This window comes from Sporosarcina sp. 179-K 3D1 HS (assembly GCF_047228905.1).
Classification (GTDB): domain Bacteria; phylum Bacillota; class Bacilli; order Bacillales_A; family Planococcaceae; genus Sporosarcina.
On record NZ_JBFEGI010000019.1, the window covers coordinates 1 to 17,536 of the forward strand.

The 17,536-nt window shown below is 49.1% G+C and carries 17 protein-coding genes; 11 read left to right on the plus strand and 6 right to left on the minus strand.

Features of this window, described 5'->3' with window-relative positions:
• Positions 1–315: 315 nt before the first annotated feature.
• Complete coding sequence (locus tag AB1K83_RS17280; protein WP_413059451.1) at positions 316–1,455, minus strand: zinc-dependent alcohol dehydrogenase; 1,140 nt, start codon at positions 1,453–1,455, stop codon at positions 316–318.
• A 68-nt stretch (positions 1,456–1,523) separates the two neighbouring features.
• Complete coding sequence (locus AB1K83_RS17285; protein WP_413059452.1) at positions 1,524–2,651, minus strand: CAP-associated domain-containing protein; 1,128 nt, start codon at positions 2,649–2,651, stop codon at positions 1,524–1,526.
• A gap of 193 nt (positions 2,652–2,844) precedes the next feature.
• On the opposite strand from AB1K83_RS17285, the gene AB1K83_RS17290 reads away from it, so the two are divergent.
• The 3 genes from AB1K83_RS17290 (at position 2,845) to AB1K83_RS17300 (ending at position 4,522) form a co-directional block, all read left to right on the plus strand.
• Entirely contained in the window at positions 2,845–3,714 is an 870-nt protein-coding gene (locus tag AB1K83_RS17290; RefSeq protein ID WP_413059453.1) for a putative RNA methyltransferase, read from the plus strand.
• Between the two features lie 167 nt (positions 3,715–3,881).
• Positions 3,882–4,358, plus strand: a complete 477-nt coding sequence (locus AB1K83_RS17295) for a hypothetical protein (RefSeq protein WP_413059454.1) — start codon at positions 3,882–3,884, stop codon at positions 4,356–4,358.
• Positions 4,355–4,522: a hypothetical protein gene (locus AB1K83_RS17300; RefSeq protein ID WP_413059455.1), complete on the plus strand. Its 168-nt coding sequence runs from the start codon at positions 4,355–4,357 to the stop codon at positions 4,520–4,522. The genes AB1K83_RS17295 and AB1K83_RS17300 overlap by 4 nt, the downstream gene beginning before the upstream one ends.
• A gap of 29 nt (positions 4,523–4,551) precedes the next feature.
• On the opposite strand, the gene AB1K83_RS17305 is transcribed toward AB1K83_RS17300, so the two are convergent.
• From AB1K83_RS17305 to AB1K83_RS17320, 4 genes are all read right to left on the minus strand, one after another.
• Positions 4,552–6,702, minus strand: a complete 2,151-nt coding sequence (locus AB1K83_RS17305; RefSeq protein ID WP_413059456.1) for an MMPL family transporter — start codon at positions 6,700–6,702, stop codon at positions 4,552–4,554.
• Between the two features lie 315 nt (positions 6,703–7,017).
• Entirely contained in the window at positions 7,018–7,218 is a 201-nt protein-coding gene (locus AB1K83_RS17310; RefSeq protein ID WP_413059457.1) for a cold-shock protein, read from the minus strand.
• A 184-nt stretch (positions 7,219–7,402) separates the two neighbouring features.
• Complete coding sequence (locus AB1K83_RS17315) at positions 7,403–8,401, minus strand: inorganic phosphate transporter (protein WP_413059458.1); 999 nt, start codon at positions 8,399–8,401, stop codon at positions 7,403–7,405.
• A gap of 12 nt (positions 8,402–8,413) precedes the next feature.
• A complete protein-coding gene (locus AB1K83_RS17320) occupies positions 8,414–9,034 on the minus strand; it encodes a DUF47 domain-containing protein (RefSeq protein ID WP_413059459.1) in 621 nt (206 codons plus the stop codon).
• Between the two features lie 166 nt (positions 9,035–9,200).
• Between AB1K83_RS17320 and AB1K83_RS17325 the strand changes: the two genes are divergently transcribed.
• The 8 genes from AB1K83_RS17325 (at position 9,201) to AB1K83_RS17360 (ending at position 17,536) form a co-directional block, all read left to right on the plus strand.
• Positions 9,201–9,734, plus strand: coding sequence for a hypothetical protein (locus AB1K83_RS17325; protein ID WP_413059460.1), 534 nt, complete (start codon positions 9,201–9,203; stop codon positions 9,732–9,734).
• A gap of 18 nt (positions 9,735–9,752) precedes the next feature.
• Complete coding sequence (locus tag AB1K83_RS17330; RefSeq protein ID WP_413059461.1) at positions 9,753–11,300, plus strand: SPFH domain-containing protein; 1,548 nt, start codon at positions 9,753–9,755, stop codon at positions 11,298–11,300.
• A gap of 366 nt (positions 11,301–11,666) precedes the next feature.
• Positions 11,667–12,872 (plus strand): multidrug effflux MFS transporter, encoded by a 1,206-nt coding sequence (locus tag AB1K83_RS17335; protein WP_413059462.1) that lies wholly within the window; start codon positions 11,667–11,669, stop codon positions 12,870–12,872.
• Between the two features lie 105 nt (positions 12,873–12,977).
• The gene (gene fumC, locus AB1K83_RS17340) at positions 12,978–14,360 is read left to right on the plus strand and encodes a class II fumarate hydratase (RefSeq protein WP_413059463.1); all 1,383 of its coding nucleotides are present in this window, start codon (positions 12,978–12,980) and stop codon (positions 14,358–14,360) included.
• 87 nt (positions 14,361–14,447) lie between these two features.
• Positions 14,448–14,948 carry a PCYCGC motif-containing (lipo)protein gene (locus AB1K83_RS17345; RefSeq protein WP_413059464.1) on the plus strand — a complete coding sequence of 167 codons (501 nt, stop codon included), beginning with the start codon at positions 14,448–14,450 and terminating at the stop codon, positions 14,946–14,948.
• 357 nt (positions 14,949–15,305) lie between these two features.
• Positions 15,306–16,295 carry a GNAT family N-acetyltransferase gene (locus AB1K83_RS17350; RefSeq protein ID WP_413059465.1) on the plus strand — a complete coding sequence of 330 codons (990 nt, stop codon included), beginning with the start codon at positions 15,306–15,308 and terminating at the stop codon, positions 16,293–16,295.
• A complete protein-coding gene (locus tag AB1K83_RS17355; protein ID WP_413059466.1) occupies positions 16,292–16,963 on the plus strand; it encodes a diphthine--ammonia ligase in 672 nt (223 codons plus the stop codon). Before AB1K83_RS17350 ends, AB1K83_RS17355 begins: the two co-directional genes overlap by 4 nt.
• Positions 16,964–17,536, plus strand: coding sequence for a hypothetical protein (locus tag AB1K83_RS17360; RefSeq protein ID WP_413059467.1), 573 nt, complete (start codon positions 16,964–16,966; stop codon positions 17,534–17,536). It abuts the gene before it with no gap.

Here is a 17,536-nt window from a genome sequence, read left to right on the forward strand (position 1 = left end):
GGCTTCCAAAAGAATAAACTTATCTTATCTGATCCACGTCTTCTTATGAAGGTGTGGATCTTTTGACGCTTACAAACTGTCATGGGGCGAAGAAACTGTCATGGCAAATCCGGGAACTGTCATGGCAACCTCCAGAACTGTCATGTCCCGGGCTAAAACTGTCATGGGGCGGAGAAACTGTCATGGCAAATCCGGGAACTGTCAGGGCAATCTCCAGAACTGTCATGTCCCGCCCGTATTCCTAACGCCCCCTGAATCAACCAAAAAACCAGCCCGGGCAGGAGCGTCTGACCCGGGCTGGTTTCATTTCCACCACTACGGTTTCAGCACGACTTTAATGCACTCATCGCCATGCTCGTAGAAATGTTTATAGGCAAGTGGCGCTTCTTCCATCGGCACGACGTGGATAATGATTTCCGTCGGGTTGAATTCGCCTTTGGTAATTTTGTCAAATAGCAATGGCATGTAATGGATGACAGGCGCCTGTCCCATTTTCAACGTAATGTTGCGCTCAAACAGATCGCCGAGTGGGAACATATTGTACAGCAGCCCGTATACCCCGGTTAAATGGATGGTCCCGAATTTCCGGACAGAATTGTGAGCGATATCGATGGCACTCAGGGTCCCACCTTGGAGTTTCATCTTCTGGCCTACTTTTTCAAACATATTCTTTTTTCCGTCCATCCCGACACAATCAATGACGATGTCTACGCCGCCGCTCGTCAGCTCTTTGATATGGCTCCCGACATCATTGAAATCTTCAAAGTTCAGCGCCTCCACGTGATTCATCTTGACGGCGCGTTCGAGACGGTAGGGGACATGGTCGACGGCCAGCACCCGTTTGGCGCCTTTCATCCAGGCGAATTTCTGGGCCATCAGCCCGACCGGCCCACAACCAAGGACAGCTACGGTGTCCCCGCTTTTCACTCCTGCATGTTCGACGCTCCAGTAAGCGGTCGGCAAGACATCCGATAGGAAGAGCAATGCCTCATCCGGCAGCTCGCATGACTCCGGAATGACGAATGGAGTGAAGTTGCCGTAAGGGACGCGCAAGTATTCCGCTTGTCCGCCTGGATAATTTCCATAGCGCTCCGTAAAACCAAGATAGCCTCCTGTGTCGATATGCGGATTTCGATTTGAATTGTCGCACTGGCTTTCCATCTCATGTTCGCAATAAAAACAGTGGCCGCATGACAAGTTGAACGGGATGACAACCCGATCGCCCTTCTTCACCTTCGTCACGGCAGGGCCGACTTCCTCCACAATCCCCATTGGTTCATGGCCAATCACATAACCGGGATGTGTCGGCATAGCCCCAAGATAAATATGCAAATCAGAGCCACAAATAGCTGTAGAGGTCACTTTAATAATAATGTCATCCTCTTTTTCAATCCGCGGTGCCTCTACGTTTTTCACCTGGATGTCTTTCACACCTTGAAATGTCACGGCTTTCATGAAATCCCTCCTCGATTGAGTTCATAATTACCGTTCCCATTCCGAGGGGGGACTAACCTTATCCGATTTTATTTCAGCAAGAAATTCTCTGTGAAATAAGGCTGCGATTTTTCATTGAACGCGACACCTGTGCCGAGATGGCTATAGCCGTCCAATAAGATATTTTCCCGGTGGCCTTTTGAATTCATGAGGCCTTCATGGGCGAAGATGCTGCTTGATTGTCCGTATGCCAAGTTTTCACCCGCGCCTCGGAAGTGGACGCCGTCATCCGCCATCCGGTCAAATGGCGATTTCCCATGGCGGTTTTCATGGCTGAAATAATCGTGATCGGCCATATCGACACTATGTTTCCGGGCGGTCCCGGCCACGGCCGGCTCCCATTTTAGAGCATTCAAGCCATGCCGGACTCTCGCTGCATTCGTTAAATCGAATAATTGTTGCTCGAACCCGTTCCGCAAGGTTTTATCCCCGACCGCATAGAGGCCGTTCTTTTGCTGTTCCAATGAAGCCGCGATCAATTGGATGGCTGTCACGGTTTCGCCCTGATGCAAGTCATAAAACACATACGTGTACACATCTCCCATTTTAAACACATCATATCCTTCGCTCTCTTGCAAAATATAAATATTAAATCCTTTGCGAATTTCTTTCAACGGCTCTCCGTACACTTCCCGCACCTTGGACTTCGGGGAGCCATACCGGATGCCGTTCGTCGAAGATATGAGGTCATCATTCGTGTAAATGGCGTTTATCCGCTGGTCCGCATCTAACGATAGCATAACGAAATTTTGATAATGCTCATGGTAGGTCAGCCAATCGGTCCCGTATTCATTTTTCGTTTGGCTTTTCGGTTCGCCGAGTTGCGCAGACACTTTTTCCAGCGGGTCGCCCAATTCGAGATTATGAATAGATAAAGTGGCATGCTCCGGTTTATTCAACACCGGTTTTTCCACTTCAGGGGTGGGTTCTGTCTCTTCGAACGATCGGGTTTTCAAGTACAAGATCGCCTTATCCGTGACATCCCCGATATATTGTATTGCATGCGCAAGTGCTTCTTTATTAATAACAGTTTCCACTTTTTCGTCTATTGGATCGAGAAAAGATAGATCGACAACTTTTGAAACGGGTTCTTCCCATAAAGGCTTTGAAAAATATAGTGCGACTATGAAAAGGATGAATAGAAATAATCGCTTCATCAGATCGCCTCCTGGCCATATTGTAACCTTTTCGGGCGGTGGGAATACAGCTAGAACTATTGGTGAGGGATAAATTGGATAACCTGGCAGGCGGCACTGTGGAATTTCTGGCAGCTTGCCAAGGTTTCGAATCTAATGGAAAAACGGTATACTGGTAGCACTAAGCAGGAATGAAGTGGAGAGGGGCCCTTGCATGACAGTATCGAAAAAAATGATGGCGGCTGAAATATTGGAGAAGAATGAGAGGCTCTTCCGTTGTCCGATTTGCTCGACGGATCTGGCATTGGTGGACAAGACACGGTTCGTTTGCCAAGAGCGGCATTCCTTCGACTTGGCCAAACAGGGATACGTCAATTTGGCACCGCAGGCTCATGAGACGAAATATGATAAAGAACTTTTTATAGCCCGGAGCCATGTGATGGGGGCAGGTTTTTTTGATCCGACCATCGAGTTCATAGCCAAGGCTATTCGGGCAAAGCTTGGTGAAAAAAGCAAGCTGACCATATTGGATGCAGGATGCGGGGAAGGGACCCATCTGATGAACATCCTTGGCGAACTTGGTGGAGTCGGTGTCGGGGTCGACCTTGCGAAAGAGGGGATTATGGCTGCGGCCAAAGCCTATTCGGGTACCATTTGGACTGTCGCGGACCTAGCGAATTGTCCGTTCCACGACGCCCGTTTCGATGTTATCCTGAATATTTTATCGCCTGCGAATTATGCGGAATTCACCCGGCTTTTGCGACCAGGCGGATGGATCGTGAAAGTGGTGCCTGAAAAGCGGTATTTGCAAGAGCTACGTGAGATCTTTTATGAAGGGAAGGAAGCCAAGGAGGAAACGGATCCAGTCTTGCGCTTTTCAGACCAGGTGACAGATGTGTGGGCGGAGCGGATTACGTATCCATTCCCGTTGGATCGGGAATTGTTGGCTTCACTGATTCGCATGACGCCATTGACTTGGGGAGCCAGCGAAGGAAAAGTGGCGGAAGCGTTGGAAAGTGGACTTTCATCCATTACGATTGATTATAACGTTATGATTGGGCGTAAGAGGGAAGGGGAGATGTAGGATGTTTGGAACGGGCGTCACGCCTTCTTGGTTTTTCATTGTAGCCATCGCAGTCATTTTATTGTTGGTCATTTTCATCGAATGGCGGACGAGATAATGGCATATCAGTCGTGGAAGAATAGTGCTATACTAGAATCGAAATCTGATTGGAAAAGAGTGACAAATCTATGTTAACTTTCGAACAAAAACAAGCGATTATTGAATCATTTCCCGAATTGACACGGAAAGATGTGTCGATGAAGCGGGTGAACTATCATTTTGAAGACAGTCTTTTCGATAAAACCATTGTTGTTCAACATCTCCATCCGAACGGCAATGGCTTCGTTTATGTAGCAGGCATTCCTGGATATGATCCGGATGACCGGGGGCTCGTCAATATTCGGGAAGCAACGGAAGAGGAGCTCCGTAAGACGATAAGCGATGCAATCCATGCCCTTTCCGAGCAACCGGATGAGGCTTTGCCGCTCGAGCAGATATGGGTGAACGGTGCAGGAGAGAAGTTGCTGCTCAAGGAAGAAATGGGCTTTTGGAACCTGTACCACGGCTTGAATTTGGAAGAGAGCTTCGGGGATCTGACGGAAGCATTGGCTTTCTTGGAAGAGGAGCAATTCACGCTTGCAGCACATGGAGGTGAGGGAGAATGAAGGGCCAACATATCGTCATCGGCCTTATTGTGCTCGTCCTGGCCGTGGTAGCCGTTTTGTACCTGACGATGACAGCCACCTTTAAAAAGGATGAGAACGGAATGGAATCGACCGTTTTAATCGAAGAGATGGTAATAACAAAAGCGCATGCAGATCAGGGTTGATTTGCAGGCGCTTTTTTGCTTTGTTTTATTTATTTCTCTTCCAAATGTTTATTGCCCGATCGGTACAGTCCTTTGCCGAAAGGCAGCCACCAATTCCATTTGCCGAACAGTTTCATCAAGCTCGGCACGAGAAGAAGGCGGATGATCGTCGCGTCGATGGCCACGGCAATCGCGATGCCGACACCAATCTGCTTGACGGGCAAGACGTCCGTAAAGGCGAAGGCGCCCGTCAGCACGATCATGATCAAAGCCGCTGAAGTGATGACTTTACTCGTCGTCGCCAACCCTTCGACTGTCGCCTTGTCATTGTTGAAGGACTTGGAATATTCCTCCTGCATCCGCGAGATCAAGAACACCTCATAGTCCATGCTCAACCCGAACACGAGGCTAAAGACGAGCACCGGAATGATGAGCGCAATCGTCCCTTCAGGAAGACCGAAATGCCCGTATTGGAAAATGTAGACGAGTATTCCAAACGTGGCGGCCAGACCAATGACATTCATGGCGATCGCTTTGAGCGGGATGAGGAGGGAACGGAATGCGAACATTAGGATAAAAAACGTCGAGATGAGGATGACTGCTAAAGCTAATCCGATTTTATCCCAAATCTCGTCGAAGATCTCCTGGTTGAATTTCGGCTGGCCGCCGATCAACAGGTTCCATTCTGTCTCTTTTTCGGACCAATCCCGTGCCCATTCTTGCGCTTCATCGGACGTTCCTTTAGCTGCCAGTGTGACTGGGACCATCAGTTTTTCACCTTGTACGAATGTTTCCTGCACCGGTTCGAGTTGGGCTTTCATTTCCGGCACAAGATTCGCTTGTGCCCATTCTTCGGGAGACGAAATGCCGCTTGCCGTGAAGAGGGTTGTCACTTCAGCGACCAATGGATCATCGAGCAATGTCTCCTCTAGGGATTTCATGGAAGCGAGACCTTCTTCATCCGCCCAGCCCCCTTTGCGTTCCGCAATGACATAGACGGACGATTTGTCAGCGAACCCGAACGTTTCATCCATCAATTCGTAAGCAGATCGAGTATCATATGATTTCGGCAAGGAGTCGATTTGCGGAATGCTCAGCTCCATATTTTTTACCGGAATCAAAGCGATGCCGAGTAGGACGAGCGCTACTATTGTAATAAGGATCGGCCGCTTGATGACTTGTTTGGCAAACTTGCGCCAACCGTCTTCACCGCTCGATTTCGGCTTGATCAATTGCCATTTGTCGATTTTATCACCAAGAGCGAGCAGGACGGAGGGCAATAGTGTGATGGAGCTGAGCACAGCCATGCCGACGACAATCATGCCGCCAACTGCAATGTTTTGGAAAATCTCAACGCGTATAAGCAACATGGCACCCAGCCCGATAAATACGCAGAATGCAGAGAAAATGACCGATCGGCCGGCTGTCCGGATCGTTGTCGTAACGGAATCTGCAATAGGATGGTTCTTTCGTTCCTCCCGATACCGACTGATGAACAATAAAGCGAAATCGATGCTCAGTGCAAGCCCCAGCATCGGAATAATATTCATGACGAAGATGGATAAATCGAATTGCCCGCCAAGAATGGTCAAAATCCCGAATGCGGAGACAACCGTCACGATTCCGATAATAAGCGGGACGAATGAGGCGACGACAGTGCCGAACGCAAATAGAAGAACGACGATGGCAATCGGCAAGCCGATCGCTTCCGCGGTCATTAAATCCCGCTGGCTCGCCGTATTGATGTCCTTTGAGATAGCTGACGCGCCCGTTAACGTGATGCCGGATTCGTCGCCAATGGCGGACCGGATATCGGTGACAACGCCAGACATATCTTCCGCATCTCCATCAAAATGAAGCATGGCATATGACACTTTTGCCTCCTTATCCGCTTGTTCCGGATGATCCAGGGGGGAGGTGATATCTGAAGTAACGCCGAGTTTCTGGACTTTATCGAGCGCCGTTCTAATCTGTTCATCGGACGTCTGATCAAACACCAAAAACATGGTTTCCGCAGGCATATCGAACGTGTCGGACACGATGTCCATCACATCTGAATGCTCACCATCTATGCGAAATCCATCGCCTTCCAGCATACTGGGCAAACGGATGGCCAACACCGCCATAATTAGAAAAAAGGCAACCCAAGCGATGATGATCGCCTTATATCCTTTCGTTACAAAGCGCGCAAGTGAGCGCATATCTGTCATCCTTCCTATGTCCATCAATTCTATATTTCTATAATAAAGGAAACGAAGTAGAATGTCTTTCGATTTACAACGGTTAGCGGCGGGAGATTTGTCGAATTAATGAGTGTAAGGGGAGGTTTCCCGAAATTTCCGGGTTGTCCAAATAACGGAAGGAGCTATTCGACAAATCCGGGGAGATTTGCAACAATCGAATGATGATGTCCAGCCATTTCTGGCACACTGTTTTAACTCCAAGACCGGCCTCTTCTGTTTTTAATCACAAAAAAAAGCCATCTCCAAAAGGAAATGGCTCTATAATTTGTAAAATTAGTTTTTGTTTACGTTTGTAGCTTGAAGACCGCGTTGGCCTTGCTCGATTTCAAACGTTACGTCTTGACCTTCTTCAAGAGTCTTGAAGCCGTCACCTTGGATAGCTGAGAAGTGTACGAATACGTCGTCTCCGTCTTCACGTTCGATGAATCCAAAACCTTTTTCTGCGTTAAACCATTTTACTTTACCTTGTTCCATGTTTGTTTCCTCCTCGTGTGCTTAGCACACATTGTGTTACTATCCTTGCTCAAGTCTTGAAGCGGTCTAGATGAAGTCGAGACCATCATGCCGAACAAAAATAATTCTCTCTTATCATAACAGAGGCATTTACACAATGCAAGCAAAATGATTTAACTTAATTGGGGCAGCGGTGTGGTCGATGTTAGAAAAACAAGGCAAGCACTTGGTAGACAATTGCCGCAATCGTTGCGGAAATCGGCAAGGTGATAATCCAAGTGAGAACAATTTTCTTGGCTACGCCCCATTTGACCCCCCGAACACGCTGCGCAGATCCCACCCCCATAATTGAGGACGAAATAACATGTGTTGTACTGACCGGCAAGTGAATAAGCGTTGCTCCGAAAATGATCATGGCGGATGTCAGATCGGCCGCGGCCCCGTTGACCGGACGAATCTTCATAATCTTTCCGCCAACGGTTTTAATGATCTTATAGCCTCCGACCGAAGTTCCAATTCCCATTGCTAAGGCAGCGGAGACCCGGACCCATAATTGGATATCATCCGAAGTCTGCAACTCTGCAGCTATCAAGGCCATCGTAATAATTCCCATCGCCTTTTGCGCGTCGTTCGTCCCGTGGGTGAACGCTTGTAAAGCGGCCGTCCCGATCTGCAAATAGCGAATCCTCTTATTTTGTTTAAATAAATTCCGGTTTTTCATGACGATCTTAAACAGCGTCATCATCAGGAATCCGCCTGCCAATGCGATGAAAGGAGAAAAGATCAGAGCCTGCATGATTTTCAGGAAACCGCCGTAATTCAAGATACCAAAACCAGCCGCCGAAATAGCCGCCCCCGCAATGGAGCCAATGAGCGCATGCGACGAACTGGACGGGATTCCGTAATACCAAGTGATCAAATTCCAGGCAATCGCAGCTGTCAAAGCAGCCAAAATGACTAGAGAACCGTTTTCCAGCACGAAAGGATCGACTATGTCTTTTGAAATAGTCTTCGCGACACCTGTAAAAGTGAGTGCCCCGATGAAGTTCATGATAGCTGCCATATAGACGGCGGTCCGTGGTTTAAGCGCCCGGGTAGAAACTGAAGTTGCAATGGCATTTGCTGTGTCGTGAAAGCCGTTGATGAAATCGAACGCAAGCGCGAAAATGACGACCAATATGGTCAGGAAGAGTAACGTATCCACTCCTGCTCCTCCTTACGCATTACGCATGATAATCGTTTCGATTGTGTTGGCAACGTCTTGGCAATGGTCGGCGATCTCTTCCAACTGTTCATAAATATCTTTGTATTGAATGATGAGGATCGGGTCTTTTTCCCGGATGAACAGCTGTTTGATGGATGTCCGATGCACTTCATCGCAAATCCGCTCGTATTCCTTGATTTGTACGGCATGGTCACGCATTTCGACCAGTTTTTTGCGGGCTAATAGCTCCATCGCTTTGACGATTTCATCCGTACTCTTCACGATATTTTCCATGAAGCTTTGGATGTATTCGTCAATTTCGGTCAGGGAGAACATTTCCAAGTGGGCGGCAAAGTGCTCTATTCCGTCCAAGATGTCATCCATTTTAATAGAGAGTTGTAAAATATCCTCCCGTTCAATCGGTGTCATGAATGATTTATTCAGTTTGGCGATCAGATCATGGATCTTGTCATCGCCTTCCGTTTCGTATTCTTTTAATTTGACCGTCACTTCTTTTAAATCTGCCACCGAGTGCACCTTGAAGTCATGTGCGTAGTGCATCGCCTCCTGGACGTGCCGGGCGATTGTCAGCAAGGCTGTGAAAAAAGGATCGGGTTTTCGTGGATTGAACATTTTTGTGCCTCCATCCGTTTCCGGAATTGTTTTTAATCTTATCCATCATAACAAATCTAACCCAGATTATTGCAAGTTTCGACAATTTTTTATAACAAATTTTATCAGACTGAAACTTCTGGAAAGTTGGAACGTAAATAGAGTAAGGAGTGAGGGAGGTGAGGGTTTGGAGATTTTCGGCATGCCGCTTGTGCAATTGTATCTCGTCGTGCTCATCATATCTGGTCTGGCCACATTGCTCTATGTGTTCTTCAGCGATATGGTGGAAGGGATTGGCGAGGGGAGTGCGCTGTTGGATCCGGCCGTTCTACTGGCATTCATCACCTTCGTTTCCGCTGTCGGTTATATATTGGAGCTGCTCACGTCCTGGCATAGCGGCCTCATTATTAGCATTGCATTACTCATTGCAACCATACTTGATTTTTTGCTGTACTTCTTCGTTCTGCTCCCGCTGAAGTCCGCCGAAGTGTCGCTTGCTTACACAGATGAGTCGCTTGTCGGGCAGGTCGGCAAAGTCATCGTGCCTGTTCCAAGCGACGGTTTCGGTGAAATCGTCATTGAAACGGTGAACGGGCTCATTTCAAAACGGGCCGCGGGATATGAGAATGAGCCGATCGAGTATGACAAGGAAGTGTTGATCATGGAAGTGCGGGACGGTACGTTCCTTGTCAAAGAGTATGAACCATTCCGGTTCAAATAAAAAAGAGGGGGAATTGAAATGGGTATTTGGATAGCAATCGGGGTCGTTGCCTTCGTTTTATTGGCGATCGTTCTCGTCTACATTTCGAAGTATCGCACGGTTGGACCGGATGAGGCGTTGATCGTGACGGGCAGTTACTTAGGCACGAAAAACGTGCACACGGATGACTCTGGCAATCGGGTTAAAATCATTCGGGGCGGTGGAACATTCGTGTTTCCGGTGTTCCAGCAGGCGCAGCCGCTTAGTTTATTGTCCAGCAAGTTGGAAGTGACGACGCCGGAAGTGTACACGGAGCAAGGCGTTCCGGTGATGGCCGATGGAACGGCAATTATTAAGATTGGCGGTTCGATTTCTGAAATCGCCACGGCGGCCGAGCAGTTTTTAGGCAAATCAAAAGAAGACCGTGAAAACGAAGCGAAAGAAGTGCTGGAAGGCCATCTCCGCTCGATCCTCGGTTCCATGACGGTGGAAGAGATCTATAAAAATCGGGATAAATTCTCTCAGGAAGTGCAGCGTGTCGCCTCTCAGGACTTGGCGAAAATGGGGCTTGTCATTGTGTCATTCACCATTAAAGACGTGCGCGATAAAAACGGCTATCTCGATTCCCTCGGGAAGCCACGGATTGCGCAAGTGAGACGGGACGCCGATATCGCGACGGCGGAAGCAGAAAAAGAGACCCGCATCAAAAATGCCGAGGCATCCAAAGAAGCGCAGAAAGCGGAATTGGAGCGGGCCACGGAAATTGCGGAAGCAGAAAAGGAAAACCAGCTGAAAGTGGCGGAATTCCGATTGGAACAAGACGTGGCGAGAGCCCGTGCAGACCAAGCGTATGAATTGCAGACTGCGCGTTCCAAACAGGAAGTCATGGAGCAGGAAATGCAGATCCAAATCATCGAACGGCAGAAGCAGATCGAGTTGGAAGAGAAAGAGATTTTGCGTCGGGAAAAGCAGTATGATTCGGAAGTGAAGAAAAAAGCGGATGCGGACCGCTATGCGATCGAGCAAACCGCGGCAGCTGAAAAGTCGCGTCAACTTGCGGAAGCCGATGCGGAGAAATACCGGATTGAGGCACGGGCGAAAGCGGATGCTGAAAAAGTCCGGCTTGACGGTCTGGCAAAGGCCGAGTCCCAGCGTGCACAAGGGGAATCGGAAGCCGACATCATCCGACTGAAAGGTCTCGCCGAAGCCGAAGCGAAACGGAAAATCGCGGAAGCATTCGAGCAGTACGGCCAAGCGGCTGTCCTCGACATGATCGTCCGTATGATGCCGGAATACGCAAAACAGATTGCCAGCCCGCTGTCGAATATCGATAAGATCACTGTCGTCGACACCGGTGGAGGCGAAGGCGGCGGTGCGAATAAAGTGACATCGTACGCCACGAATCTGATGTCCTCCCTCCAGGAAACATTGAAGGCATCATCGGGCATCGACGTCAAGGAAATGCTCGAAAACTACGCAGGAAAAAACAACTTGCGTCCAAGCATTGACCAGCTGGCACAGGAAGTGCGGGTTGGAAAGAAAGAGTCGCAAAACAGCGAAGAAACAGTTGTATACGAGGAAGTGTAAGAAGGGGCCCCATGGAATTCGGATGAATTCCGGGGGCTCTTTTTGTTGGACTTCAGCCCTGTGTTGAAACTCTTGCCCATTCTCTCCCGCCTGGGCCACGCACTCATAAATCCGGCCAACCGCTCATATTTCCAAGCAAGCGCCGATAACTCTCGCTATATGCTCATAAGCCCGTCAAAGCGCTCATATATCCAAACAAGTGATCATAAATCCGTGCAGGCGCCCATAACTTGTGTCACGCGCTCATACTATCGACCGAGCGATCCCGCAAAGCGGTTACCTTTCCCTATATTCAAGCGAAATGGTATAATGCAAGCGTATTTTATAGAATATTTAAAAAAGAATAATAGGAAGTGAGAGTCGTTCATGAAACAAGTAGAAAGTAAGCTGGAAGGGGCAAAATCGCTGAGCAAAGGGTGGATTGTCCTTCTGCTTGGCTCGTTGACAGCGTTCGGTCCGCTTTCAATGGATATGTATTTGCCCGCTTTACCGGTCGTGGCATCTGACTTGACGACAACCACTTCGCTCGTTCAGCTCAGTTTGACGGCCTGCCTCCTGGGGCTTGCCGCAGGGCAGTTGATATTCGGCCCGCTCAGCGATATACGTGGAAGGCGCAAGCCGCTCATCTGGACGCTTATTACATATGCCATCGTGTCGGTGCTTTGCGCTTGGAGCCCGACCATTACCATATTCATCCTCTTCCGTTTTATCCAAGGGCTGACGGGTGCAGCCGGAATTGTTATTGCGCGGGCATCTGCTCGCGATCTGTACTCGGGCACAGATTTGACCAAATTCATGGCGATGTTGGCTTTGGTGATGGGGGCTGCCCCGATTCTCGCCCCTATTTCGGGAGGGATCGTACTAAATTTCGCCTCCTGGAATGCTATCTTCGTCCTATTGGGAGTGTATGGCTTAATCATGTTCATTTCCGTCTATTTCTTCCTTCCGGAAACCTTACCTGAAGAAAATAGGTCGGAGGGCAGCATCCTGGCAGTCTTAAAGACGTTTAAAGGCCTGTTGGGCAATCGAACCTTCATGGGAATCGCTCTCACGCAGGCTTTGGTCATGACAAGCATGTTTGCCTATATCGCAGGCTCTCCATTCGTCCTGCAAAAGATCTACCATATCACGCCCCAGCAATTCTCCATGCTGTTTGCATTGAATGGCCTCGGTATCATTATCGCTTCCCAGACGACGGGAAGGCTTTCGGGCAAAATACGGGAGAGTACTTTACTGCTAACCGGTTTGTTCATATCGTTGACGGGCAGCGGCTTATTGATGCTCGGCATCCTTCTCAAGTTACCATTGTCAATCATTGCGACAGCCCTGTTTTTGGTGGTGTCCAGTGTCGGAATGGTCTCGGCAACTGCCTTTTCGCTGGCCATGGAAAGCCAAGGAAAAGTCGCGGGCAGCGCCTCGGCATTTCTTGGGTTATTGCCCTTTATCGGAGGAGCTGTCGTTGCGCCTTTCATCGGAATAGCGGGAGATCAAAATGCGTTGCCGATGGGAATCGCCATTCTGATCTGCAGTCTGTCAGCCCTCTGTATCTACTTGAAGTTTGGTAGAGCATGAACCGGGTAGAAACGTGGTACGAAGGGCTTTTTATTTTATTTCTCCGCCTGGAAGGTGCATGATAGATAATAGAGGTTAAAAATCTTTAGAAAAGGTGGCTAACAAATGGACTATCGTATTGAACATGACACTTTCGGGGAAATTAAGGTCCCCGCTGACAAGCTATGGGGTGCCCAGACGCAGCGGAGCAAGCAGAACTTCGATATCGGCGGCGAACGGATGCCCATCGGAGTGGTTCGCGCATTTGCCCACTTGAAGAAATCCGCAGCCATTGCAAGCCATGGATACGGGAATTTATCCGAAGCGAAGATGAAAGCCATTTCTGCGGCGGCCGATGAAGTACTGGAAGGAAAATGGGATGATCATTTTCCGCTTGTCGTCTGGCAGACGGGCAGCGGGACCCAATCCAATATGAATATGAACGAAGTCCTGGCCAATCGTGGCAATCAATTGCTGGAGGAGTGGGGTGAAACGGAACGCCTTCATCCGAATGATGATGTCAATAAATCGCAAAGTTCAAATGACACATTCCCGACGGCACTGCATGTGGCAGGCGTTACGGCTGTCGAGCAGCAACTATTGCCGGCACTTGCAAAATTAAAGTCGACATTTGAAGAAAAAGCCCAAGCTTTCAAGGATATAATCAAAATCGGCCGTACCCATTTGCAAGATGCAACGCCTTTGACGCTCGGTCAGGAAATCAGTGGATGGCATCGCATGCTGGAGAAAACCGAAGCGATGATCTTGGCGAGCGTCGAATCGATGAAAGAGCTCGCAATCGGGGGAACTGCGGTCGGAACCGGCTTGAATGCCCCAAAAGGATTCGGCGATCAAGTCGCGGAGGAAATATCCAAATCCGTCGGCATCAACTTCAAGTCGGCGTCGAATAAATTCCACGCCTTGACGAGTTACGATGAAGTCGTCTACACACATGGCGCATTGAAAGCATTGGCGGCCGATTTGATGAAAATCGCCAACGATGTACGCTGGCTGGCAAGCGGTCCACGCTCAGGCATCGGGGAAATCTCGATTCCGGAAAATGAACCCGGCAGTTCCATCATGCCCGGAAAAGTGAATCCGACTCAGAGTGAAGCGTTGACAATGGTTGTAACCCAAGTGATGGGGAATGACGCGACCATCGGATTTGCGGCGAGCCAGGGGAATTTCGAGTTGAACGTCTTCAAGCCGGTCATCATTTACAACTTCCTTCAATCCGTCACATTGCTAAGCGACGCAATGATCAGCTTCAATGATAATTGTGCTGTCGGAATTGAACCGAACCGCGAAGAAATTGACAATAAAGTGAAGAACTCCCTCATGCTGGTAACGGCACTGAATCCGTACATCGGGTATGAAAATGCCGCGAAAATTGCCAAGAAGGCACATGCGGAAGGGACAACTTTGAAAGAGGCTGCCTTGGCGACCGGATTATTGACGGAGGAGCAGTTTGACGAATACGTCGATCCTTCGAAAATGATCGGTAAATAAGGGATTGTCCACAAATCTGTAACCCATCCAAGCTGGAAATTCAGGTAACATGGAGGAAAGAGTGCAGATGAAGGAGTGGACATCACGTTGAAAAAATCAGCAATCCTCGTATTGTTTTCATTCATGCTCCTATTGGGGGCTTGCGGCTCCAAATCGGGGACAAGCCAGGAAGCTCAAGAACTGGCGCATGGCGAACAGCATCAATTGCCAAATGGTGATTTACAAGAAGTGACCGCGTCAGCAGATGTATTGCCTGCGTTTTTGGATGACAAGCCGGAAGATATGCGGCTAGTTTACCAATTGGCTGGAAAGTCAGCGGATATTTTAGAATGGATGCCATGCTATTGCGGCTGCGGAGAAAGCGCGGGTCACGGCAATAACTGGAATTGTTTTGTCGATGAAATACGGGAAGACGGTTCGGTTGTCTGGGACGACCATGGCACACGCTGCCTCGTCTGCCTGGAAACCGCAGTGAAATCTGTGCAGTTGAAACAGGAAGGCAAGTCATTGAAAGAAATCCGGGATTTCATTGATGAAACGTACAATAAAGGCTACGCGCCACCTACTGATACGCCAATGCCGGCGTAACATAGACAGACACTCGTTCACGGGTGTCTGTTTTTTGTTGAGGGCTTCGTAATCCCCATTAATAGTCTGTAGCACAGCCCATAACCTTTGCCCGGCGCCCATAATTTCGAAGAACCGCCCATAATTTCGAAGAACCGCCCATAACTTTGTGCTAGCGCTTATATTTCCAAAGGGTCGCCCATAACTCTCTATAAACGCCCATATTTCCGTAGGACCGCCCATAACTTTGCTTCAGCGCCCATACTTCCGTAAAACCGCTTATACCTTCATCCAACGCAGTCAGTCCTTTCAGAAAATTGCGACCAGGACAACTGAAATATGGTACAATTTCAGTAATACTGAACGGAGGGATAGACGATGATCCGATTTGTTCAATTCGATGAAACGTACATACCGCAAATGGCGGAATTGCTTGCAGAACGGCATGCGGAAGAACGCAAACGCTTTCCGTTTTTACCTGAGCGTTTTGAAAGTCCGATTGCTGCCGCTGAGCGGCTGATCGAGGAAGCGGCAAGACCATTTGCCGCGGGTGTCGTGGCGCTCCGGCACGATGAAGTGATCGGATATATGCTGTACGAATTTAAACAAAACGCAGCGAGAGGACGTTACGTATCCATCGGGTATCCGTCTCTCGCCGTCAAGAAAGGGGAGCATCCGCGACTCGTCCGCCTTTTGTACGCGGAAGCGGGAGCTGAATGGGTGCGGAATGGTTATTTTGAGCATGTCCTTTATGTGCCGGTCGGAAACGACGCCATCATCCTGGAGTGGCTGGAGCAGTCGTTCCGTTTCGATCAACGTTATGCTGTGCTGTCGCTTGAAGACCATGAATCCCTAGGCGATGCATCCCAGTCAGTGGAATTTCAGAAGATTGAAGGAGACCCTGCCATCCTGCAAAAGATGGCCCATTGGAACAGCCTTCACCAGGCAACTGCCCCTGCTTGGAAACCGATCACAAAAGAGAACCTTGATGAAGAGCGGAAAAGCTACGCGGAGCTAGCTGAAAATCAAGGGATTCAACTATGGATTGCAGAGCAAAATGGCATCCCGGCTGCTTTCCATTTCTACAAGCCGCAGAAGGCAAACACGATGGTCGCTTCGGACAATGCAGCGTACCTAGTCTCCGCTTCCACCAATATGGAACTGCGCGGCAGGGGGATCGGGAAGGCTATAGCCGATCATTGTTTCCTGGAAATGCGCAAACTCGGCTATCAATACATTTTGACGGATTGGCATACTCCTAACCATTTGTCATCCTATTTCTGGCCCAAATTAGGCTTCCAATCGTACATGATCCGGATGGTGCGAACGGTAGATTCCCGAATTTCCTGGGCGCATGGGAATCAATGATGAAACAGAAACCATTCGTGGCCTCTTGGAGTGGAGGCAAAGATTCCGCGCTGGCTTATTACCGGGCGGTGCAATCCGGCGCACGCCCGGTAAGGCTGTGGACGATGTTCGAAGTAGGAGAAGAAGTTTCAAAATCGCATGCGTTGCCAATAGAAGTGGTCGAAGCGCAGGCCAACAGCCTAGGAGTTCCTTTGATGACCCGAGGGGCGAATTGGTCCGGTTACGAGGAACAATTTCTAGATGCGATGAAAGAGTGCAAGGAAGCGGGCATAGACATTGGTGTGTTCGGAGATATCGATTTGGAAGACCATTTGGACTGGGTCCGAACAGCATGTGCCAAGGTCGGGGTAGAAGCGGTCCACCCGCTTTGGAAGGAGTCCCGGCGCAAACTGTTGGAGGAATTCATCGAAGCCGGATTTGAAGCATATCTTGTCGTGGTCAATACGAAGATGATGCCTGCCCGTTTTGTCGGCCGCCGATTCACAATCGAGCTGATGGATGAGCTAGAAGCGCTTGGAATCGATTCCTGCGGGGAATCCGGTGAATTTCACACCGTTGTCGTCGATGGACCTGTTTTTAGCAAACGGGTCCCGATCGAGTTTTCCGAACCATTTGAGCGGGACCATTATGTGTTTGTCGAAGCCGGTTTGCGGGAGGGCATCAATTAGATGAAATGGAAACTGGCGATCGGTCTGGTACTATGCGTCTTTCTCTTAGCGGCTTGTTCCACTAAAGAGCTGTCCATCTCAACGAGGACCCTGACGGAAGATGAACGTATTCTTGTGAAAAATTCGGGTGGGGCCGATATGGAGTATTTCGTCATTAAGGGAACCATGCCTGAAGGACATACTTTGGGGATCTCCATCGAAGTCTATGAAAAAGGGGAATTGATTTCGGAAAATGAGCCTGGGCTTTTCAAAGAAGATTTAGGCGACCGCAATATCGGCTTCGGCGTTCAGCCAGGTTGGGAAGACCAATTCGACGAACTGATTTTTGGATCTCCGGGCGGATTGCTTCGACTCAACTTGGAACCGATTGGAGGGGCTTCTTCCCATAATTCTTTCATTGACGAAAAAGTAGCTTTGCAGCCGGGCGAGCCTCCTGTCTATCTCGCATATTGGATCGCTTCGGAAGACGGAAGGATCCGCGGTTTCGGCCATTCCCTAACGGAAGATGATCTTGAGGAATTAAAGGCTTACGATCGCGCCATATTACTGAAAGCCGAGTTAAGGGAGGAGTAA